General features: G+C 35.1%; 18 protein-coding genes and 1 pseudogene. 15 read left to right on the top strand and 4 right to left on the bottom strand.

Going from position 1 to position 21,782, the window contains the following annotated elements; all coding sequences use genetic code 11:
* Positions 1 to 53 precede the first annotated feature (53 nt).
* From ACP7AV_RS00165 to queA, 11 genes and pseudogenes are all read left to right on the top strand, one after another.
* Positions 54 to 1,136: a chorismate mutase gene (locus ACP7AV_RS00165; RefSeq protein ID WP_426090280.1), complete on the top strand. Its 1,083-nt coding sequence runs from the start codon at positions 54 to 56 to the stop codon at positions 1,134 to 1,136.
* Between the two features lie 141 nt (positions 1,137 to 1,277).
* On the top strand, positions 1,278 to 2,255 hold the full coding sequence (gene rsgA, locus ACP7AV_RS00160; protein WP_426064433.1) for a ribosome small subunit-dependent GTPase A: 978 nt from the start codon (positions 1,278 to 1,280) through the stop codon (positions 2,253 to 2,255).
* A gap of 30 nt (positions 2,256 to 2,285) precedes the next feature.
* Positions 2,286 to 2,645, top strand: a pseudogene (locus ACP7AV_RS00155) (four helix bundle protein).
* Between the two features lie 49 nt (positions 2,646 to 2,694).
* Positions 2,695 to 3,147 carry a D-aminoacyl-tRNA deacylase gene (dtd, locus tag ACP7AV_RS00150; RefSeq protein WP_426090279.1) on the top strand — a complete coding sequence of 151 codons (453 nt, stop codon included), beginning with the start codon at positions 2,695 to 2,697 and terminating at the stop codon, positions 3,145 to 3,147.
* 125 nt (positions 3,148 to 3,272) lie between these two features.
* Positions 3,273 to 3,869 carry a Panacea domain-containing protein gene (locus tag ACP7AV_RS00145; protein WP_426090278.1) on the top strand — a complete coding sequence of 199 codons (597 nt, stop codon included), beginning with the start codon at positions 3,273 to 3,275 and terminating at the stop codon, positions 3,867 to 3,869.
* 3 nt (positions 3,870 to 3,872) lie between these two features.
* Entirely contained in the window at positions 3,873 to 4,316 is a 444-nt protein-coding gene (locus tag ACP7AV_RS00140) for a hypothetical protein (protein WP_426090277.1), read from the top strand.
* A gap of 65 nt (positions 4,317 to 4,381) precedes the next feature.
* A complete protein-coding gene (locus ACP7AV_RS00135; RefSeq protein ID WP_426090276.1) occupies positions 4,382 to 8,179 on the top strand; it encodes a type ISP restriction/modification enzyme in 3,798 nt (1,265 codons plus the stop codon).
* 2 nt (positions 8,180 to 8,181) lie between these two features.
* Positions 8,182 to 9,171 carry a virulence RhuM family protein gene (locus tag ACP7AV_RS00130; RefSeq protein WP_426090275.1) on the top strand — a complete coding sequence of 330 codons (990 nt, stop codon included), beginning with the start codon at positions 8,182 to 8,184 and terminating at the stop codon, positions 9,169 to 9,171.
* Positions 9,168 to 9,494: a nucleotide pyrophosphohydrolase gene (locus ACP7AV_RS00125; protein ID WP_426090274.1), complete on the top strand. Its 327-nt coding sequence runs from the start codon at positions 9,168 to 9,170 to the stop codon at positions 9,492 to 9,494. The genes ACP7AV_RS00130 and ACP7AV_RS00125 overlap by 4 nt, the downstream gene beginning before the upstream one ends.
* Positions 9,495 to 9,607: 113 nt before the next feature.
* A complete protein-coding gene (gene aroA / locus ACP7AV_RS00120; protein WP_426090273.1) occupies positions 9,608 to 10,840 on the top strand; it encodes a 3-phosphoshikimate 1-carboxyvinyltransferase in 1,233 nt (410 codons plus the stop codon).
* A gap of 164 nt (positions 10,841 to 11,004) precedes the next feature.
* Positions 11,005 to 12,054: a tRNA preQ1(34) S-adenosylmethionine ribosyltransferase-isomerase QueA gene (queA, locus tag ACP7AV_RS00115; protein WP_426090272.1), complete on the top strand. Its 1,050-nt coding sequence runs from the start codon at positions 11,005 to 11,007 to the stop codon at positions 12,052 to 12,054.
* A 355-nt stretch (positions 12,055 to 12,409) separates the two neighbouring features.
* On the opposite strand, the gene ACP7AV_RS00110 is transcribed toward queA, so the two are convergent.
* The gene (locus ACP7AV_RS00110; RefSeq protein WP_426090271.1) at positions 12,410 to 13,144 is read right to left on the bottom strand and encodes an SIMPL domain-containing protein; all 735 of its coding nucleotides are present in this window, start codon (positions 13,142 to 13,144) and stop codon (positions 12,410 to 12,412) included.
* 182 nt (positions 13,145 to 13,326) lie between these two features.
* On the opposite strand from ACP7AV_RS00110, the gene kynU reads away from it, so the two are divergent.
* A complete protein-coding gene (gene kynU, locus ACP7AV_RS00105) occupies positions 13,327 to 14,613 on the top strand; it encodes a kynureninase (RefSeq protein WP_426090270.1) in 1,287 nt (428 codons plus the stop codon).
* 90 nt (positions 14,614 to 14,703) lie between these two features.
* Positions 14,704 to 15,138, top strand: a complete 435-nt coding sequence (locus tag ACP7AV_RS00100) for a YMGG-like glycine zipper-containing protein (RefSeq protein ID WP_426090269.1) — start codon at positions 14,704 to 14,706, stop codon at positions 15,136 to 15,138.
* 78 nt (positions 15,139 to 15,216) lie between these two features.
* Here ACP7AV_RS00100 and ACP7AV_RS00095 read toward each other — a convergent pair whose 3' ends face one another.
* Both ACP7AV_RS00095 and ACP7AV_RS00090 read right to left on the bottom strand, forming a co-directional pair.
* Positions 15,217 to 16,749 (bottom strand): cryptochrome/photolyase family protein, encoded by a 1,533-nt coding sequence (locus ACP7AV_RS00095; RefSeq protein WP_426090268.1) that lies wholly within the window; start codon positions 16,747 to 16,749, stop codon positions 15,217 to 15,219.
* A gap of 3 nt (positions 16,750 to 16,752) precedes the next feature.
* On the bottom strand, positions 16,753 to 17,394 hold the full coding sequence (locus ACP7AV_RS00090) for a flavin reductase family protein (protein ID WP_091204178.1): 642 nt from the start codon (positions 17,392 to 17,394) through the stop codon (positions 16,753 to 16,755).
* A gap of 167 nt (positions 17,395 to 17,561) precedes the next feature.
* Here ACP7AV_RS00090 and ACP7AV_RS00085 point away from each other — a divergent pair, with 167 nt between their 5' ends.
* Together ACP7AV_RS00085 and ACP7AV_RS00080 are read left to right on the top strand one after the other, a co-directional pair.
* Positions 17,562 to 19,952, top strand: a complete 2,391-nt coding sequence (locus ACP7AV_RS00085) for a penicillin acylase family protein (RefSeq protein WP_426090787.1) — start codon at positions 17,562 to 17,564, stop codon at positions 19,950 to 19,952.
* Between the two features lie 62 nt (positions 19,953 to 20,014).
* Positions 20,015 to 21,352 (top strand): FAD-dependent oxidoreductase, encoded by a 1,338-nt coding sequence (locus tag ACP7AV_RS00080; protein WP_426090267.1) that lies wholly within the window; start codon positions 20,015 to 20,017, stop codon positions 21,350 to 21,352.
* 60 nt (positions 21,353 to 21,412) lie between these two features.
* Here the strand turns inward: ACP7AV_RS00080 and ACP7AV_RS00075 are convergent, their stop codons facing one another.
* A complete protein-coding gene (locus tag ACP7AV_RS00075) occupies positions 21,413 to 21,775 on the bottom strand; it encodes a cupin domain-containing protein (RefSeq protein WP_091204171.1) in 363 nt (120 codons plus the stop codon).
* Between the last annotated feature and the right edge of the window lie 7 nt (positions 21,776 to 21,782).

The following is a 21,782-nucleotide window of genomic DNA, read 5'->3' as shown; positions in this document are numbered from 1 at the left end:
TTTACGGCTCCCTTCCCTTCGGGGAGGGCTGGGGTGGGGAAAAATTAGAAAAGATGGAAAATAAGAAAGAAATGAGAAATTGGTTGAATGAATTCAATTTGACTCATCCATTTGTGATTGCGGGACCTTGTAGTGCTGAAACAGAAGAGCAAGTATTGAAAATTGCCCATGAATTGAAAGATTCAGATGTGAGTGTTTTTAGAGCAGGAATTTGGAAACCTAGAACGCGTCCGGGAGGATTTGAAGGAGTGGGAGAAATAGGATTGAAGTGGTTAAAAAAAGCAAAAGAACAAACCGGATTGCTAATGGGAACGGAAGTGGCAAATGCTGCTCACGTAAAATTAGCTTTGGAATATGATATCGATGTATTATGGATTGGTGCCAGAACGACCGTAAATCCATTTGCAATGCAGGAAATTGCAGATGCTTTAGCAGGAACTAAAAAAATCGTATTGGTTAAGAATCCGGTAAATCCAGATCTTTCGCTATGGTTGGGTGGAGTTGAGCGCTTGTACAATGCAGGAATTGAAAAATTAGGGGTGATTCATAGAGGTTTTTCTACTTACGAAAAAACAAAATACAGAAACATTCCAGAATGGCAGATTCCTATCGAATTGCAAAATAAATTCCCTGATTTGCCTTTAATTATTGACCCGTCTCACATTACGGGAGATCGTAAGATGATTCTTGAAGTAACGCAAGAAGCTTTGGATTTGAATTATGACGGTATGATTATCGAAACACATTATGATCCGGACAATGCGTGGAGTGATGCTGCACAACAAGTGACGCCAGATGCTTTGAAACAAATTTTTATTGATTTGAAAGTAAGAAAAGTAAATGATGCATCTGTAGAATTCACTCAAAAAATGACGAAATTGAGAACGAATATCGACATCTTGGATGAGAATTTGTTAGACTTACTAGGAAAACGGATGAAAGTAGCAGAAGAAATTGGTAAAGTAAAAAAAGACGCTAACGTTGCCATTCTTCAAAATGCACGTTGGAATGAAATCTTGGGAAAAATGATTTTGGAAGGTGAGAAAAAAGGATTGACGGAAGAATTTGTATTGAAAATGTTCAAAGCGATTCACCAGGAAAGTATTGGTCACCAAGAAAAAGTATTGAATGCTTAATTAGTACTTTTTAAAAATAAATAAATCCCTGCAGCTTATTTTTATGTTGCAGGGATTTTCTATTTAAAGACAAAAATAAAAACTTTGCACTTTAGCCTGAAGTGTCGGGATAAACTTAAAACAAAATTTTACCTTTGCACTATGACAGGACTCGTTTACAAATCTACAGGAAGTTGGTACACCGTAAAATCTGAACAAGGTGATTTTATTGAATGCCGTATGAAAGGAAAATTCCGAATAAAAGGAATCAAAAGCACCAATCCTATTGCTGTAGGTGATCTTGTTGATTATGAACTCGAAGAATCATCCGATACTGTTACGGGAACCATTCATAAGATTCATGACAGAAAGAATTATATCGTTCGGAAATCAGTGAATTTATCACACCAAATGCATATTATTGCGTCTAATATTGATCGGGTTTTTTTGTTAGTTACTATTAATAATCCGCCAACGACTTTTAATTTTATTGATCGCTTTCTGGTTACTGCCGAAGCGTATGGAATTGAAACGATACTGGTTTTTAATAAAATCGACACTTTTGATGATGCCACGCTGGATGAACAATTGTACATGCAACATGTGTATCAGGAAATTGGATACAAATGTTTGCGCGTTTCTTCGACAGAAATGAAAGGAATTGAGGAGTTAAAAGCAATGATGATTGGCAAAGTCAGCATGTTCTCCGGACATTCCGGTGTTGGAAAATCGACTTTGGTAAATGCGATGGAACCTTCTTTACATTTAAAAACGAAGACAATTTCTGAAGCAAGCAAGCAAGGACAACACACGACGACTTTTGCAGAAATGTATGATTTATCTTTTGATGCTAAAATTATTGATACACCAGGTATCAAAGGTTTTGGAATTGTCGATATGGATGCAGCCGAAATCAGTGGTTATTTTCCGGAATTTTTCAAATTGAAAGAGCAATGTAAATTCAATAATTGTTTGCATAAAGACGAGCCGCATTGCGCCATCAAAGCAGCTTTGGAAAAAGATGAAATCGCCTGGTCCCGTTACAGAAGTTATCTGAAAATTCTGGAAGGTGATGATGAAAATTACCGCACGGATATTCATAATGAGGATAGAATAATTAGTGATAAAACCAGGGAATAATTATGAATTGTAAATGGTGAATTATGAATTATGGCAAGTAATATTATAAAAATAAAATCATTTGATTTTGCTTTACGAATTGTAAAATTATATCAATTTTTAAGTACTGAAAAGAAGGAATTTGTTTTAAGTAAACAATTATTACGCAGTAGTACTTCAATTGGTGCACTAGGAAGAGAGTCAGAACACGCGTAAAGTAAGTCAGATTTTATTCATAAACTCTCTATTGCACAAAAAGAGGCTAATGAGAGTGATTATTGGATTGAATTATTGTTTCAGTCCGAATATTTAAGTGAGTTTCAATTTAAATCTCTAAATTCTGATATAATGGGGATTAATAAAATCCTAGCTTCCATAATTATTTCAACCAAAAATAATTTAAAAAAATAATCATGAATATTCACCATTCATAATTTATCATTCATAATTTATAATTATTTTGAAAGTAGTAATCCAAAGAGTTTCGTCAGCCTCCGTAACAATCGATAATAAAATTGTTGCCGATATTCAGAAAGGATTATTGGTTTTGGTTGGAATTGAAGATTTAGACAGTCAAGAAGACAGTAATTGGTTAGCTTCAAAAATATCCAACATACGTATTTTTGGAGATGAGAATGACGTGATGAACTTATCTGTCAAAGATATATTCGGCGATATTATTGTTGTAAGTCAATTTACGTTGCATGCTTCCACCAAAAAAGGAAATCGACCTTCCTATATTAAAGCTTCAAAACCAGAAACAGCCATCCCATTATATGAAAATTTTGTACTTCAGTTAGAAAAAGAATTGGGTAAAAAAGTACAAACTGGCATTTTTGGTGCGGATATGAAAGTACTTTTATTAAATGATGGTCCTGTAACGATAGTAATTGACAGTAAAAACAGAGAATAAGTTTTGCTGGAATAGAACCATTAATTTGTACATTTACTCTAATGCTAAAATTAATCGCATTATGTTTGCACCGCGATTATAATTTATGTCTCTGAAAATGAATTCATTAATTAATCATTTTAATTATGACAGCTTACAATAAATATTCTCGAAATCAAATTGATAAATTAGGTAATGCCTTAATTTATTTGATTGAAAATATGGGCATTCTTCCAAAGACAAGTTTGTTAAAACTGATTTATATTTTGGATGAACACTCCGTTAAAAAGAGAGGCTTTCCTATGTTTAATTTGCAATATGAAATCTGGAAATCTGGTCCTGTTTGTCAAGATTTATATATAGAGTTTAACGATGGGGCTTCACTTTTAAAAGATTATATTAAATCTGAAGTTATTGAGAATGCAACGCATATTTCTCCTGTAAACAGTTTCAATGATGATGAATTTTCAGATTCTGATATCGCAATTTTAGACTCAATCGTTACGACTTTTTCAGGGAAAAACAGCAGTTATCTTGTAGATTTCACACATCAAAAAAATTCACTTTGGTATACAACCGCTTCAAGAAATGGAGTGCTTGAAGCTTTGTTGAATGAAGAAATAAATGCCACCGATTATAAAATTGATTTTTCTGAATTAGTTGCTTATGATCAAAACAAATTAGACTTCTATAACGAGCATATAGAATTTCTTAATTTTACGGCCTCTCTAAATCAAAGATAAAAAATGTTCGAAAAAGAAAATTTATTTTACTTTAAAGATTACATTTTTAAAAACGGCAATCCTCCAAAAAATAAATTTTTTCTAGTTTTAAAAACCATTGAAAATGGTTTTATTGCTGCAATTTTGCCTACAAAAGTAGAATCACTACCTGCTAATATTGCAAAAATTCACGGTTGTATTTCTTTTCCTGAAAAATGTATTTGTTGCTATTATATTCCCAAAGACATAGTTGTAACGGATAAAGGATTTTCTTTTCAATTGGATACTTACTTGTATGCTCAATATGTTTTTGATGAAACAGAAACCAATTTGTTTATAACCTATCAAATTGAAGATATCGAATTTAAAGGAAAATTAATTGAAGGTGAGTTTGAGAAAATCATTCAATGTTTTTCAAATTCCACATTACTCCCTAGAAAATTTAGAAAAGACCAATTTAAATTATAAGAAACACCTCACTCAAGGTGTTTTTTTATGTTCCAATTCTTTACATTTGTTCAAATACAACAGAGATGACTTTAGAACAATACATTCAAAATATAAATTCCTCGTATAAAAGAGGCAATGCAACAGAACACACCTATCGTGGTGATTTAAAGCAACTCATTGAAAGTATTGTAACGGATGTTGCCGCAACCAATGAACCCAAACGACAACAATGTGGAGCTCCGGATTATATCATCACTAAAAAAGATATTCCAATTGGGTTTATTGAAGCCAAAGATATTGGCGACAAAGATTTATCAGGTTTAAAGAAAACGGGAAACAAAGAACAATTTGACCGCTATAAAAATTCGTTAAATAATTTAATTTTTACTGATTTCTTGGATTTTCATCTTTATATCGATGGTGTTTTTATAACAAAGATCGCTATTGCAGAAATCCAAGATGGAACTATTGTTCCTTTGCCTGCTAATTTCGCGACTTTTACAAACCTCATTAAAGATTTTTGTGTTCACATCAGTCAATCTATAAAAAGTTCTAAGAAACTGGCAGAAATGATGGCGGGAAAAGCCCGATTGTTATCAGATGTGATTGAACAAGCTTTGACTTCTGACGAAAATAATAGTGAAGACAGTACTTTGAAAGACCAAATGAACGCTTTCAAAGAAATCCTGATTCACGATATTACACCCAAAGGTTTTGCCGATGTCTATGCACAAACCATTGCGTACGGTATGTTTGCAGCGAGATTGCACGACCCAACGTTACCTACTTTTTCCAGACAAGAAGCAGCCGAATTAATCCCGAAATCAAATCCTTTTCTACGCAAATTATTTGGTTATATCGCAGGACCTGATATTGACGACCGTATCAAATGGATTGTAGATTCTTTAGTGGATATCTTCTTAGCATGTAATGTGGAACAAATCCTGAAAAACTACGGAAAGTCAACTAAAATGGAAGATCCAATCATCCATTTTTATGAAACGTTCCTAAGTGAATACGATCCGAAGCTTAGAAAAGCACGTGGCGTTTGGTACACACCAAAACCTGTAGTCAATTTTATCGTTCGTGCCGTTGATGATATCTTGAAAACGGAATTCGATTTGCCCCAAGGTTTAGCCGACAACAGCAAGACCAAAATAAAAATTGACCTTCAAGGTAAAAAAGTAGATCAAGAAGTGCATCGTGTTCAAATTCTGGATCCGGCAACGGGAACCGGAACTTTTCTGGCTGAAGTAGTCAAACACGTTCACAAAAAATTCAAAGGACAACAAGGCGTTTGGAGCAATTATGTAGAAACGCATTTATTGCCCCGATTGAACGGATTTGAGTTGTTGATGGCGAGTTACGCCATGGCGCATTTGCAAATGGACTTGTTATTGACTGAAACCGGATTCAAACCCACTAAAGACCAGCGATTAAAAATTTACTTAACCAACTCTCTCGAAGAAAGTCATCCTGACACGGGAACGTTATTTGCCAATTGGTTGAGTTCCGAAGCCAATGAAGCCAATTTTATAAAACGTGACACGCCGGTAATGTGTATTATTGGAAATCCTCCGTATAGTGGCGAAAGCAACAACAAAGGCGAGTGGATTATGAAATTGATGGAAGATTATAAAAAAGAACCGGGCGGAAAAGAAAAACTGAAAGAACGAAACCCAAAATGGATTAATGACGATTATGTCAAATTCCTGCGCTACGGACAACATTATATCGAGAAAAATGGAAGTGGAGTTTTGGCTTTCATCAACCCGCACGGATTTCTGGACAATCCCACTTTTAGGGGAATGCGTTGGAATTTATTGAAAACCTACGACAAGATTTATACCATAGATTTACATGGAAACAGCAAGAAAAAAGAAACGGCTCCTGATGGTTCTGCCGATGTCAATGTTTTTGACATTATGCAAGGAGTTTCTATTAATATTTTTGTGAAAACAGGGAAGAAAAAACAAAATGAATTAGGAGAAGTATTTCATTATGATTTATACGGAAAGCGTGATTTTAAATATGATTTTCTTTCGGATCATACTTTAAAAAACATTGAATTTAAAGCATTGCCAAATGTTGCTCCGAATTACTTTTTTGTTGCTAAAAATTTTGAAGAACAAAAAGGATATGATAATGGATTTGCTTTAAATAAATTATTTTTGATAAATGGGACAGGAATTGTTAGTAAAAGGGATTCTTTAGCATTTCAAAATTCCAAATTAGAAATCAAAGAAAAAGTACAAGATATTTATAATTTATCTTGTGATGAAATCAAAAAAAAATATAATGAGGTAAGTTGGGAAAGCAGAGATGGGAAAGTAGAATTTGTAAAAGATAATGTTGCTAGTTATGGAATAAAAGATGAGCTATTTGTAAAATATAATTATCGCCCATTTGATGAAAAATGGACATACTACACTGGAGTTTCAAAAGGTTTTATTGGATGGCCGGTAAAACAAGTGATGAAACATTTTTTAAATGGAAATAATATTGGGCTGGTTTCGTCAAGACAAAACGTTGGGAATTGGCAATATATTTTTATTACAAAACTAATAGGAGATTTTAATTTAACTGGGACGGCTGGAAGATTTGGTTCTGGAAATTTCTTTCCTCTCTACCTCTATCCCGAAACGAATGGACAACAACAATCCCTGTCAGGGTTCGAAACCCTGACAGGGTTGAACGAACCTACCGAAATTTTAAAAAGAATTCCCAATCTTAACGTAGAAATCATCAATCAAATCGCCAAACAATTAGGATTGACTTTCGTTGCTGAAAAAGAACCAGAAGGCAATGTTTGTATGGCAAATAATTCCGAAGTTCGTCCTGAATTCAGAGAAACATTTGCACCGATTGATATTCTCGATTATATCTACGCCGTTTTGCATTCGCCAACCTACAGAGAAAAATACAAAGAATTCCTGAAAATAGATTTTCCTAAAATCCCATATCCAAAAGACACAAAAACCTTTTGGGAATTAGTGGAATTAGGTTCACAAATACGTGAAATTCATTTGCTGGAAAGCACAACAGTAGAAGAATTTATTACAGAATTTAATATTGACGGCGATTGTGTGGTAAACAAACCACGATTTGAAAATTCCCCTCCTCCGGAGGGGTGTCCGCAGGACGGGGTGGTAAATAATCTTACCCAACAAATACACTTTATTAATAAAACCCCTATTCAACAAAACCCCATTTTAGAACTCCCTTATAATCCCAAATTAAAAGAAAGAGCCAGAGAACTTCGCCAAGCCGAAAATCTATCCGAAGTACTTTTTTGGATGCAAGTAACCAAAGGAGGATTTCATAAAATAGATTTTGACAGACAACGCATTATAGGAAATTATATAGTTGATTTTTATGTCAAAAAATTTGGTTTAGTAATCGAAATAGATGGAGCAAGTCACGATACCAAAGAAAAATATGATGCTGTTAGAGAAGCCTATTTGATTTCATTAGGATTAAAAGTATATCATATTCCCGTTGTTGAAGTACTACAGAATATGAAAGTCGTAATGAAAAACTTAGAGCTTTTTATAATCAAGGAATATGGAAAACCATCAGAGTCGTCATTGCATAAAAAAGAAGAACCACCCCACCCTTCGGGCACCCCTCCAGTGGAGGGGAATTTAAAAACGGGTTCATGCGGAAGAGTATATATCAACGAAACCCAATATTTCGACAACGTTCCCGAAGTGGCTTGGAATTTTTACATTGGCGGATATCAACCCGCTCAAAAATGGCTTAAAGACCGTAAGGAACGCAAACTGGAATTTGACGATATTGCCCATTATCAAAAAATCATAGTTGCCTTGAGCGAAACCGATCGCTTAATGAAAGCAATTGATACAATAGCAATAGAATAGTTATGGAAGAAAATGTAAAAAAGTTTATTTTATACACCGCACCAAGCGGAGAAATACGTGTTGATGTTTTGCTGCAAAACGAATCGGTGTGGCTTTCGCAAAAAGCAATGGCGTTATTGTTTGACTGCAGTGCAGACAATGTTTCACTACACTTAAAAAATATTTTTGAAAGTAAGGAATTAGAAGAAAATGCAGTTACCGAGGTTTTCTCGGCAACTGCATCAGATGGCAAAACCTACAAAGTAAAACATTACAGTCTTGACGCAATAATTTCTGTTGGTTACAGAGTAAATTCTACCAAAGCTACACAATTCAGGATTTGGGCAACCCAGACTTTAAAAGAGTATATTATAAAAGGGTTTGTTCTTGACGACGATCGTTTAAAACAAGGTCAGGCTATTTTTGGTAAAGATTATTTTAAAGAATTACTGCAACGAGTTCGTTCGATTCGCGCGAGTGAAAGAAGGATTTACCAGCAAGTAACGGATATTTTTGCTGAGTGCAGTATTGACTATGACAGCAATGCCGAAATAACTAAAAATTTCTATGCAACAGTTCAGAATAAATTTCATTTTGCTATAACCGGTAATACTGCTGCCGAAATAATAGCCAAAACTGCCGACGCCAAAAAGGAAAATATGGGCTTGACGACTTGGAAAAATAATCCAAACGGAAGAGTTTTAAAATCGGATGTGCTAGTTGCCAAAAACTATTTGCAAGAAAAAGAAATTAAGCAACTGGAACGTACTGTAACGGGTTATTTTGATTACATAGAAGGATTGATAGAGCGGGAGAATACCTTTACGATGATGCAATTGGCAACAAGTGTCAATAAATTTCTGAATTTTAATGACTATAAAGTTTTAGAAGGTAAAGGTAAAATTTCTAAGCTTCAAGCAGATAAAAAAGCAATCGCTGCCTATGAAGTATTTAATAAAACACAAAAGATAATTTCTGATTTTGATAAAGAAATAAAAAAACTAAACCCATGAACCTTAAAAATTCTCAACTAGACGTTGACACGTGGATCAACGAACACGGCGTTCGATACTTTAATGAATTGACCAATATGGCACAACTTACCGAAGAAGTAGGAGAAGTAGCCCGAATTATAGCCCGTCGTTATGGAGAACAATCCGAAAAAGAAAGCGATAAAAACAAAGATCTTGGCGAAGAATTAGCCGATGTGGTTTTTGTGGTGTTGTGTCTGGCGAATCAAACCGGAATCGATTTACAAGCTGCTTTCGATAAAAAGATGGAATTAAAGTCCGTTAGAGACAAAGACCGTCACAAAAACAATGAAAAACTCAAATAAATTGTGAACCATAAATTATGAATTATAAATGCGGAGTAGTAAATTGCGACTCAAAATTATTTGAGTAGAAAGCTACAGCAACATTTCACAACTCATAACTCACAATTACAAAAATGAATTTAAAATTAAGCACGAATTCACAATTCACAATTGATAATTCACAATTAAATATCACCGGCTCAAAAAGCGAAACCAACCGGCTATTATTATTACAAGCGCTGTTCCCCAATATCACTCTAGCGAATACTTCAAACTCTGATGACAGCGAAGTCATGCAAAAAGCATTGAAAGGAAACGAAGAAATAGTTGATATTCATCACGCTGGAACGGCGATGCGTTTTCTAACGGCTTATTTTGCTGTGAATGAAGGTCGCGAAGTGGTTTTGACAGGTTCGCCGAGAATGCAGGAACGCCCCATAAAAGTTTTGGTGGAAGCCTTGGAACAATTGGGTGCGAAAATCTCTTACGAGAAAGAAATTGGTTATCCGCCTATTCGAATCATCGGACAAAAAATTACAGCTTCTAAAGTTTCTATTCCTGCAAATGTAAGCAGTCAATACATATCAGCATTATTATTAGTGGCGCCAAAACTGGAAAATGGTATCGAAATCACTTTGGTTGGCGACATCACTTCGGTTCCTTATATCCAAATGACATTGGCTTTATTGAATGATCTGGATATTAAAACCAGTTTTGAAGGAAATGTAATTACGGTTTATCCAAAACAGGAAGTGGATTCGAAAGTAATGACCGTAGAATCCGATTGGAGTTCTGCTTCATACTTTTTTAGTTTGGCTGCTTTGTCCGAAAATGCCAAGATTTCACTGACCAGTTATAAAAAAACCAGTTTACAAGGTGATTCGGCTTTAGCTGAAATTTATAAACAAATGAGCGTCGATACACATTTTGAAGGAAACAAAATGACTTTGATTAAACAGTCTGACTTTAAACCTAAAACTTTAAACTTAGAATTAAATAATACACCGGATATTGCCCAAACAATTGTGGTTACTTGCCTTGGTTTAGGAATTGGCTGCCATCTTACTGGTCTTCACACCTTGAAAATAAAAGAAACGGACCGACTTGAAGCACTACGAATAGAACTATCAAAACTAGGAGCGAATATATCGGTTACCAATGATAGCTTAACGCTTGTGGCTTCAGATGAAATTAATCCTAATATTAAAATCGCCACTTATAACGACCATAGGATGGCGATGGCCTTTGCACCATTAGCTTTAAAAGTACCAATAATCATCGAAAATGCAGAAGTAGTTTCTAAATCATACCCGGATTTTTGGGAAGACATGAAGAAGTTAGGATATAATGTGTCTGAAATTTTGTAAATTAAATTTTACGTAGTGCCTTCGCGCCTTTGTGGCAGAGGACTTTTAAAAATAAACAGTAAAACACTTGACAACGCCTATCTCACAATCGTATATTTGCAAACTATTATAATTTATTGAGGCTTAACTCGTAACTTATAATTCATAACTCATAAATTTATCAAATGAAATTATCACATTTTCAATTCGATTTGCCAAAAGAACTTCTTGCCGAATACCCAGCTGAAAACAGAGACGAATCTCGTCTAATGGTTATTGATCGTAAGAAAGGAACTATAGAACACAAAATGTTCAAAGATGTTATCGATTATTTTGACGAAGGCGATGTTTTAATTTTGAATAACACCAAAGTTTTTCCAGCGCGTTTGTATGGAAACAAGGAGAAAACAGGAGCAAGAATCGAAGTTTTTTTACTTAGAGAATTAAACTCTGAGCAAAGACTCTGGGATGTTTTAGTTGATCCGGCACGTAAAATCAGAATTGGGAACAAATTATATTTTGGAGATGACGACTCATTAGTTGCTGAGGTAATTGATAATACCACTTCTCGTGGTAGAACATTGCGTTTCCTTTACGACGGTTCTTACGAAGAATTCAGAAATAAATTAACAGAACTTGGAGAAACTCCAATCCCAAAATACATTTCAAGAGATGTAACTCCCGAAGATGCGGAACGTTACCAAACTATTTATGCGAAAGAAGAAGGATCTGTCGCAGCACCAACTGCAGGATTGCATTTCTCGAAACATTTATTGAAAAAACTGGAAATCAAAGGAATTAAATTTGCCGAAGTAACTCTTCACGTAGGTTTAGGAACTTTTAATCCAGTTGAGGTTGAGGATTTATCAAAACACAAAATGGATTCTGAGGAATTAAAAATCACTCAGGAAGCGTGTGATATTGTGAATGAAGCCAAAGCTAAAAAGAAACGTATTTGTACCGTAGGGACAACTTCTATGCGTGCGGTAGAAAGTTCAGTATCTTCACACAACACCATGAATCCTTTTGACGGATGGACAAATAAATTCGTGTTTCCTCCTCATGATTTCACGATTCCAACATGTATGATTACTAATTTCCATACGCCAAAATCAACTTTATTAATGATGGTTTCAGCATTTTGTGGGCATGATTTAATGAAAAAAGCGTACGCAGAAGCAATCGAAAAAGAATACAAATTCTATTCTTATGGTGATGCAATGTTAATCATTTAATCTGAATTCAGTTCAGATTCTAAATAACAAAATCTCGTCAGTAATGGCGAGATTTTTTTTTATTCTAAGCCAATCCTAATGAGGGTGTGCCCCGCTGAAAAAGCGGGTCGGGCTGTACGCTGTATCTTTATTTTCTTAAAGAAAGAAAATAAAGGATGTCGCTTCCATCCCTCACACAAAACGTCTTGGATATTTGAGGATTTTTTGTATCAGGAAAAGTATTTTAAAACTGTATTTCAATTTTATAGTTGAAATACATTGTATAAGTCGTTCGCATTGTCAAGTCGAGCGTAGTCAAGACTCAACAGAGAGTCTCGATTACTCTCGACTTATCATATATTCTGAAACCTTAAATCTAATTCACTTGATACGCCAATCGCACCGTGATATTAGCTGTTTTGTTTTTGGATTGCGTATTAAACGAACCGCCATAAGAAAAATCTTCCGATGAGTTTTGTCCCGTAATCTGAAAAACTCCCATATCCGATTTTTTTAAGTTCCCTAAACTCGCATCTGCATTTTCAGCGATACTTTTTGCTCTGATGCTGGCGTCTTTTGTGGCTTCGGCAATCATTTTTATTTTTAACTCGGCTAGCTTTGTATAATAATATTCTGGCGGAGACGAATAGAATTCCACACCTGAGTTGATCAACTCACTTGATTGTCGGGATAATTCTTCAATTTTATTTACTTCCTTAGATTGGATGCTTACACTTTGTGTCAATGTAAATCCAGTAAAAATTTGCTGTCTTGTTGTTCCGTTTTCGTTAAAGGTAGTTTCAAAATCCTTGTTGAAATTCACCGCTGAGAAAACCATTTCATTCGGCGCAATTCCTTTGCCTGATAAATAACTTTTTATTTTTTCTCTATCAGCATCAAGTGCCGCATACGCTTCTTTCAACGTCATGCTTTTTTTAGAAAAAGAGCCGCTCCAAACAATCAAATCTGATACAAAATCCTTCTTTCCGGAACCGGTTACACTTATAGTATCGTTACTTTTATTTCGATTCTGAAAAGCATTCGAAAATAAATAGGAGGAAATTACCACTGCGATGGCAATAATAATGACGTTTATACTGTTTTTAAGCATGGCTAAAAATATTAAATTCAATCAAATATAGTCAAATATCGAGTTGTTTCTTAATTCCGGATCGTATTCGATTACTATTTTTTTACACTCGGAATTTTAATTCTTTTATGAGTTGTCAATCGCCTAAAAGTCTTTTATCTATCGGTCATTTTTCACTACTTTTACAAATCAAAATAGAAATCATGACATTCGAAAATACCCTTGAATTTGCAAAAAAACTTGATTTACAAGATCAATTACATAAATACCAGGATGAATTTATTTTCCCGCAGGTAAATGGAAAAAAGGTGATTTATTTCACTGGAAATTCTTTAGGATTACAACCCAAACGAACTAAAGCGTATGTAGATGAAGTGATGGATGATTGGGCAAACCTTGCTGTTGAAGGACATTTTTACAGTGAAAAACCTTGGTGGGATTATCACGAACGATTTGCTAATCCGTTGAGTAAAATTGTGGGTGCTTTACCAAGCGAAGTTACGGTGATGAATACATTGACAGTAAATCTTCATTTGCTGATGGTTTCTTTTTATAGACCTACAAAAACCAGATATAAAATTATTTGTGAAGAAAAGGCTTTTCCTTCGGACCAATATATGTTTCAAAGTCAGGTTCATTTCCATGGTTATAGACCTGAGGATGCAATTGTTGAAATCAAGCGTCGCAACGGCGAACATAACATTCGTTTAGAAGATGTTTTGGCGAAAATCGAAGAAGTAGGCGATGAGTTGGCCTTGGTTTTAATTGGCGGTGTCAATTACTACACGGGACAGGTTTTTGATATGAAAACCATAACGGCAGCTGGTCATAAAGTTGGCGCAAAAGTGGGTTGGGATTTGGCGCATGCTGCAGGAAATGTAAAACTGGAATTGCACGATTGGAATATCGATTTTGCAGCCTGGTGCAGTTATAAATACATGAATTCAGGTCCTGGAAATGCTTCGGGATGTTTTATTCATGAAAAACACCACAACGATAACGATTTGTCAAGATTTGCGGGTTGGTGGGGACATAATAAAGAACGTCGTTTCAAAATGGAACAGACTTTTGATCCCGTACATGGAGCCGATGGTTGGCAAATCAGTAATCTTCCGGTACTTTCTCTAGCACCGTATTTAGCATCAGTAAACATGTTTGACGAAATAGGAATGGACGCTTTAATTGCAAAGAGAGATACGATTACTTCCTATTTAGAATTTATTTTGCATGAAATAGACAAAGAAGTCGATAGTAGTTTCGAAATTATAACGCCTGCGAATCCTGCTGAAAGAGCTTCGCAATTATCAGTATTACTTCATGGGGAAGGGCGTAGTCTTTTTGATTATCTGATGAAAAATGGTGTAATTACAGATTGGCGTGAACCTAATGTAATCAGATTGGCGCCGGTACCATTATACACGTCTTTTGAAGATATGTATATATTTGGTCAAATTTTGAAAGCAGGGATTTTAGAAAAAGCACGTCTTTAAGTACTGTAAATAATAATTGGAAAAATGTAATTATATTTTAACGATTTAGCCGTTCCTTTGTTGAATTACAAATTATAAAAAAATAAAATTATGAAAGCATTATATTTTATACTGATTGCTGCAGTTATTATTTCTTGTCAAAATCAAGGTAAAATGGAAATTGAAAAAGCAAAATTAGCCACCATAGATTCCATGAAAGTTGAAATGGAGAAGCAAAGAATTATTGATTCTATGCAGGTTGAAATGGCTAAAATTGAAGAAGCCAAAATAGAAACTCAAAAAGAAATTGTTGTTGTTAATCGCCAATCGCCAAGTTCTACCACAACGACTACAAGTTCTACTACTACAAAAAAGAAAGGGTGGAGCAGCACCGCTAAAGGAGCTGTAATTGGTGCAGGAGTTGGAGCTGCAACAGGAGCGATAATCAGCAAGAAAAAAGTGCAAGGAGCTATAATTGGTGGTGTTGCAGGTGCCGGAATTGGTGCCGGGACTGGAGCAATTATAGACGGAAGCAAAAAAGAATAGATTTATTTTTTCTACATAGTGAAGAGTGTTTAAGTTCATATAGAATTTAAACACTCTTTTTTTTTGGCTGCTTTTCGTTTAATAGGAATCCATGTTTTTAATAATTTCGTTTGCCTTTACTTTAATTTTATACAATTCTTCGGGATTTATTTTTTTTAATAAATTCAGCATCATTCCCATGCGTTGGTTACCTTTGAAATATTCTTTTTTCTCATCCAGGAAATTCCAGTACAACGTATTAAAAGGACACGCATTGTCACCAAATTTTTCCTTTACATTGTAATGGCATTTGGCGCAATTATTACTCATTTTATTGATGTAACTTCCAGAGGAAACATACGGTTTTGTGGCAATAATTCCACCATCAGCATATTGTGACATCCCGCGGGTGTTGGGCATTTCGACCCATTCAATCGCATCGATATACACTCCCAGATACCATGCGTCTACTTCATCAGGATGAATTTGTGTCAATAACGTAAAATTTCCTATCACCATAAGGCGTTGGATATGATGTGCGTAAGCTTCGTCTAAACTTTGATTGATTGCGTGGCTCATGCAACTCATTTTGGTTTTACCCGTCCAGAAAAAATCAGGTAGCTTGTTTGTGTTTTTTAAGACGTTCTTTTGAGCGTAATTGGGCATTTCTTTCCAATATATTCCCCGAATGTATTCGCGCCACCCCAGAATTTGGCGCACAAATCCTTCTACTTGTGAGAGCGTTATTTCAGCTTCATTTACATGATAAAATGAAATAACGGTCTCGATTACTTCTTTTGGCGAAAGCATTTTACTATTCATGGCAAAAGACAAACGGGAATGGAAAAGAAATTTTTCATCGGTGTGCATCGCGTCTTCATAATCACCAAAATGCTTCAACAGATTTTTACAGAAATATTTTAAAACTTCCAAAGATTGCTCGCGGGAAGTAGGCCAACTGAAATTATCAAGATTGATGTTTCCAAAAGTGATTATTCCGGCTTCTTTTATTTGGGCGACAATTCCGGAAACATTAGCGTGGAAACTTTTTTCCGTCGGAATTGGAACTTCCCCTTTGTATTTTTTGCGATTATCAGCGTCAAAGTTCCATTGATTGCCCTCTGGAATTGCTCCATCCATCAAGACATGATGTTTTTTACGCATGCTGCGATAAAAATTCTCCATCAGTAACAACTTTTTTCCCGCAAAAAAATCGGATAATTCGTGGCGTGTGGTATAAAAATGTTCCGAGTCAAAAGCTTCTGATTCAATTTTCAAATTGGAACAAATCGTTTTTAATTGCTGGTCAAGTCGATATTCATCAGGTAATTGGTATTCGAATTTTTCAATATCATATTTTTCAATGCAAGCGGAAATTAATTTTTCTAAATCCTGCGGATTCTCTGCATCGGTAATTTGAAAATAGACGGCTTGGTGGCCATTTGCTTTTACAGTCGAATAAAAATTTCTCATCGACATGAAAAATGCCACTACTTTTTGAATATGATGTTTTACATAATCCGTTTCCTGACGCATTTCTGCCAGAAGATAAATCGTGCCCTTATTAGATTCCTGAAACCATGAATGTTCTGTATTTAATTGATCGCCAAGGATTAATCGTAATTTTTGCATTTACTATTTTTTAAAAAATGAAGTAGTGGGAATTTCTTTTCGGGCATATTGAAAACGATCCACTAATTTTGGCAAACAATATCCATCAAGTCCGTTTAATGCTACAACATTTCCTCTGTCAATTTGTAACCAGCCGTCTTTATGTTCTAATTCTTCTTCAAAAAATAGATTTTCAATCGAAGCAATCACATGAATTGTGTCGTTTTCTTTAATGTAATATTCATTTAAATATTTGCAATACAATTGCACCGGACTTCCTTTGACGAAAGGGATTTTAATATCATTTTTATATTCTTCTTCCAGATTTGTTTTGTCAAATTCGGAAATGCCCAGTTCATAATTTGCAGAAGTGTGGTGCGCATCCTCAATCATATCAACCGTTATGTGGTTTACGGTAAAGTATCCTGTGTCTTTGATATTCTTGTATGTATCTCTGGGAACAGTTGTGGGGCGCATGATAAATCCAATCATAGCAGGATTGCTTCCCAAATGAGTCACGCTGCTAAAAATTGCAACATTTGATTTTCCGTCAAGGGATTTTGTGGCAAGCAAATTAGCCGATTTATAACCGGTGCAGGAATTGATTAAATTTAATCTTTCGATTTTTTCCATTTGAGAAATAGCGTCTCTAGAAATGTGTTTCATGTGTAGTCATATTTGAAACAAATATACTTTTTGTTTAATTAAATAAGAAATAAATTAAACAAAATATTATAATAATTTATTGACATCGATTTTGAAATATTACATTGAAATAAATAGTTTTAATTCACTTCCAAATCCTATATATTTGTTTTTCAATTTATCCAATGATGAAAATACTTAAAAAATTACTTCTCGTTTTAGTCTCGTTAGTTTTTGTTTTAGTGGTAACGGTTCTTATCTATGGTTTTTATTTAAAACCAAAATATGAAGGTGAGTTGCGCTTGAAAAATATTCAAAATGAAACTACCGTATATTTCGATGAATTTGGCGTTCCCCATATTTATGCGGTTTCTTCAAAGGATGCAATGGTGGCTTTGGGTTATGTGCACGCGCAAGATCGATTGTGGCAAATGGAATTGATGCGGCGTATTGCGCCGGGACGATTATCAGAAATATTTGGTTCGGTTGCACTGAAAAGCGACAAATTCTTTGCGGGATTGGGAATCGAAGAAGCTTCCGCAAAAGCAATCACGGCTTTGGATAAAAACAGTCCAAGTTACCAATTGACAATGGCTTATTTAGATGGGATTAATCAATATATGGATGAAGGAACAACGCCAATAGAGTTCAGTTTGGTGGGCGTTAAAAAAGAAAAATTTACGATTAAAGACGTTTATAATATTTTTGGATACATGTCTTTTAGTTTTGCAATGGCGCAAAAATCTGATCCGTTATTGACTGATATTCGAAACAAATATGGAATGGAATACCTCAAGGATTTTGGAATTGATGGTTCTTTCAATACGACAAAAATTAAAAATTCTAAAGACAGACCTCAAGAATACGCCGCTATTTCAAAATCTGTAGCACAACTTTTAGAGCAATCGCCAATTTCGCCTTTTATAGGAAGTAATAGTTGGGTTATTGCTCCAAAGAAAACGAAAAACGGAAAAGTTATTTTTGCTAACGATCCACATATTGGGTTTTCGCAGCCGGGAACTTGGTATGAAGCGCACATTGTTACTCCGGAATTCGAGTTGTACGGCTCCTACTTAGCGGGAACTCCATATCCGCTTTTGGGGCACAACAGAGAATATGCGTATGGTTTGACTATGTTTGAAAATGATGATATTGATTTGTACCAAGAAGAGAATAATCCAGCTGATGCCAATTCTTACAAAATACTAAACGGCTTCAGGGCCTATGAAATTCGGAAAAAAATAATCAAAGTTAAAGATTCAGCTGACGTTGTTTTGAATGTGAAAATTACTCGCCATGGACCTGTTATGAACGACTTGATTGTTGGTTTACAACAAGACAGACCTGTTGCAATGTCATGGATTTATACGCAACAACCCATTCAAATTCTCGATGCGGTGTATGCACTTTCGCATGCTAAAAATAAAGCGGATTTTCACAAAGGAGTTTCGCTTATCGCTGCGCCGGGATTGAATGTAATGTATGGCGATGCCAAAGGAAATGTGGCTTGGTGGGCAACAGGAAAATTATACAAGCACAAAGAAGGAGTGAATCCTAATTTTATTCTGGATGGAGCCAGTGGCAAAGATGATATAAAAGAATTTTTAGATTTCTCCAAAAATCCTTCGGCGGTGAACCCAAGATGGAATTATGTGTATTCCGCCAACAATCAGCCCGAACCTATTAACGGTTTCTTATATCCCGGTTATTATCTTCCAGAAGATCGTGCCAAACGAATCACGCAATTATTAAATCCAAAATCAGATTGGGATATGGTTGCGGTTGGAAAAATGATTTTCGATAATACATCTTCTGTGGCACCAAAAGTTGTTAAGGATTTAATTTCAAATATAAATCAGCAATCCCTTTCTGCAAATGAAAAACAGGCTCTTATCGTTTTAAAGGACTGGAAAGGATCTAATAATCTCAATGATGTGGCTCCAACAATCTATAATAAATGGATTTTTAATTATTTAAAAAATACTTTTGAAGATGAACTTGGTGCTGAAAATTTCAAGATGTTTTTAGGAACACACATCATGAAGCAAATTATCGCAAAACAAATCACGAATGAAAAATCACTTTGGTGGGATAATGTTAATACTAAAAAGGAGAAAGAAACGAGAAGCCAGATTGTTTCAAAATCATTCAAAGAATCGATAATAGCGTTAGAAAAACAATTGGGAAGTTCTGTTTCGGATTGGACTTGGAATAAAGTGCATACTGTCGAACATCAGCATCCGTTGGGAAAAATAGCGGCCTTAAGGAGTATCTTCAATGTTGGCCCTTTTGAAGTTTCTGGTTCTACGGAAGTAATCAATAACCTGTTTTTTGATTTTACGGATGATGGGAATTACATCGTAAAAGGAGGCCCTTCAACAAGAAGAATTATAGATTTCTCTGATATAGAAAACAGCTGGAGCATACTACCAACTGGACAGTCTGGGAACCCAATGAGCGCGCATTACAGCGATCAAGCGGAGTTGTATAATGCCGGTAAATTCAGGAGGATGAAGCTAAATAAAGAAGAGATTGTCAGAACTGCAACAAAATTGGTTTTTACCCCACGTAAAAAATAATTGTTTTTAAAGTGCCGAAGATAATAATTCAGTAATTTTGCCTAACTTTTTATAAAAAAATAATGCAAACTCCCATAAAAATAGCGGTTGTAGGTTCTGGGTTAGTCGGATCTTTATTAGCTATTTATCTTCGTAAAGCAGGTCATACAGTTCATGTTTACGATAGAAGTCCAGATATTCGTAAAATACAATTTTCAGGTCGTTCCATCAATTTAGCGATGTCTAACCGCGGCTGGAAAGCTTTAGATGGAGTTGAAATAGGAAATGAGGTTCGCAAAATCGCTATTCCTATGGAAAAACGCGCGATTCACTTGGTAGACAAACTTAATTTCCAAAATTATGGTCAAGAGGGAGAATCAATTTATTCTATTTCTAGAGGGCTTTTGAACAGGAAAATGATTGATTTGGCGGAAGCCGCAGGCGCTGAATTCTTTTTTGAGCATAAAATATGGGATGTAACCCTTGATGATGCTACACTTCATATTGGTGAAACAGAACGTGGCGCTTGGGAAGATAAAAAATACGATATGGTTTTTGGCGCTGACGGTGCTTTCTCAAGAATTCGTCACCGTATGCAGCGCCAGAGTATGTTTGATTATTCACAAGAATTCTTGCCTATTGGTTACAAAGAATTAAACATTCCTGCAAATCCTGACGGAACACATAAATTAGATAAAAATTCCTTTCATATCTGGCCTCGTGGAGAATATATGTTGATCGCATTGCCTAATTTAGACGGTAGTTTTACCTGTACTTTGTTTATGCCGTTTGAAGGAGAAAATTCTTTTGCATCATTAAAAGACATAAAATTAGTAGAGGCTTTTTTTGAAAAAAACTTACCGGATACTATTGATGTTATTCCAAAATTAGCGGAAGATTTCTTAAAGAATCCAACCAGTACGCTGGTGACGATGAAATGTTATCCATGGACTTATGAAGATAAAATTGCACTTATTGGTGATGCCAGTCATGCAATTGTTCCTTTTTATGGACAAGGAATGAATGCTGGTTTTGAAGATATTTCGGTGCTTTATGAAATGATGGAAAAGTATGGTGATGACTGGAAATCCATTTTCTCTGAATATCAAAAATCCCGCAAACCTAACGCAGATGCTATTGCGGAACTTTCGTATCGTAATTTTTTAGAAATGAGTTCGAAAACAGCTGATGAAAATTTCCTTTTGCAAAAGAAAATTGAAAAAGCATTCTCAGATAAATACCCTGAAAAATGGATTCCGCTTTATAGCAGAGTTACTTTTAGTGATCGTCCATATGCTGAAGCCTTGGCTATAGGCGATTATCAAAATGCAATTATGGAAGAAGTTTTGAAAATGGAAAACATTAACGAAATATGGGATTCAGAAGCCGTTGAAAATAAAATTCATGAGCTCTTGCAATAATTTTGTAGGCGTTATTGACTTGAATATATTTAGATAATGTTTTCCTTTTATTGAAGTTGTTTATTCCTCGCGATGTACTTTAGTAAAATCGAAGGCAGGTTTGCAGATCGCAATGTATTCACAAGGTTCGTCAAACGGGTTGGAGTACTGAACGCGCGTATTTTTCTCGATTTTTATCGATTGTCCAGCTTTCAAAATGATAATTTCCTCTTCAATGATGAATTGCTTTTTACCTTTTATGACATAGGTGTACTCTTCAAATTCAGGAGTTTGAAACGGTTCACTCCATTTAGGTGGTGCAACCATGTGAGCTATGGAGATTTCCGCATTATCTGTCGAAGCCTTTCCGTGATGTTCTTCGATTAGTTTTCCATCGTTAGTCGGAACAATGAAAGGAGTATTTTGAATGAAATATTTTTTCATGATTGAT

The sequence above is a fragment of the Flavobacterium sp. DSR3-2 genome (assembly GCF_049896525.1).
In the GTDB taxonomy this organism is placed as follows: Bacteria; Bacteroidota; Bacteroidia; order Flavobacteriales; family Flavobacteriaceae; genus Flavobacterium.
The sequence above is the reverse complement of the archived record's forward strand: the minus strand, read 5'-3'. Positions and strand labels throughout refer to the sequence as shown.

Coding starts and splice junctions, on each gene's coding strand:
- ACP7AV_RS00165 (WP_426090280.1), top strand. CDS start 54: ATGGAAAATAAGAAAGAAATGAGAAATTGGTTGAATGAATTCAATTTG.
- rsgA (WP_426064433.1), top strand. CDS start 1,278: ATGACAGGACTCGTTTACAAATCTACAGGAAGTTGGTACACCGTAAAA.
- ACP7AV_RS00145 (WP_426090278.1), top strand. CDS start 3,273: ATGACAGCTTACAATAAATATTCTCGAAATCAAATTGATAAATTAGGT.
- ACP7AV_RS00140 (WP_426090277.1), top strand. CDS start 3,873: ATGTTCGAAAAAGAAAATTTATTTTACTTTAAAGATTACATTTTTAAA.
- ACP7AV_RS00135 (WP_426090276.1), top strand. CDS start 4,382: ATGACTTTAGAACAATACATTCAAAATATAAATTCCTCGTATAAAAGA.
- ACP7AV_RS00130 (WP_426090275.1), top strand. CDS start 8,182: ATGGAAGAAAATGTAAAAAAGTTTATTTTATACACCGCACCAAGCGGA.
- ACP7AV_RS00125 (WP_426090274.1), top strand. CDS start 9,168: ATGAACCTTAAAAATTCTCAACTAGACGTTGACACGTGGATCAACGAA.
- aroA (WP_426090273.1), top strand. CDS start 9,608: ATGAATTTAAAATTAAGCACGAATTCACAATTCACAATTGATAATTCA.
- queA (WP_426090272.1), top strand. CDS start 11,005: ATGAAATTATCACATTTTCAATTCGATTTGCCAAAAGAACTTCTTGCC.
- ACP7AV_RS00110 (WP_426090271.1), bottom strand. CDS start 13,144: ATGCTTAAAAACAGTATAAACGTCATTATTATTGCCATCGCAGTGGTA.
- kynU (WP_426090270.1), top strand. CDS start 13,327: ATGACATTCGAAAATACCCTTGAATTTGCAAAAAAACTTGATTTACAA.
- ACP7AV_RS00100 (WP_426090269.1), top strand. CDS start 14,704: ATGAAAGCATTATATTTTATACTGATTGCTGCAGTTATTATTTCTTGT.
- ACP7AV_RS00095 (WP_426090268.1), bottom strand. CDS start 16,749: ATGCAAAAATTACGATTAATCCTTGGCGATCAATTAAATACAGAACAT.
- ACP7AV_RS00090 (WP_091204178.1), bottom strand. CDS start 17,394: ATGAAACACATTTCTAGAGACGCTATTTCTCAAATGGAAAAAATCGAA.
- ACP7AV_RS00085 (WP_426090787.1), top strand. CDS start 17,562: ATGAAAATACTTAAAAAATTACTTCTCGTTTTAGTCTCGTTAGTTTTT.
- ACP7AV_RS00080 (WP_426090267.1), top strand. CDS start 20,015: ATGCAAACTCCCATAAAAATAGCGGTTGTAGGTTCTGGGTTAGTCGGA.
- ACP7AV_RS00075 (WP_091204171.1), bottom strand. CDS start 21,775: ATGAAAAAATATTTCATTCAAAATACTCCTTTCATTGTTCCGACTAAC.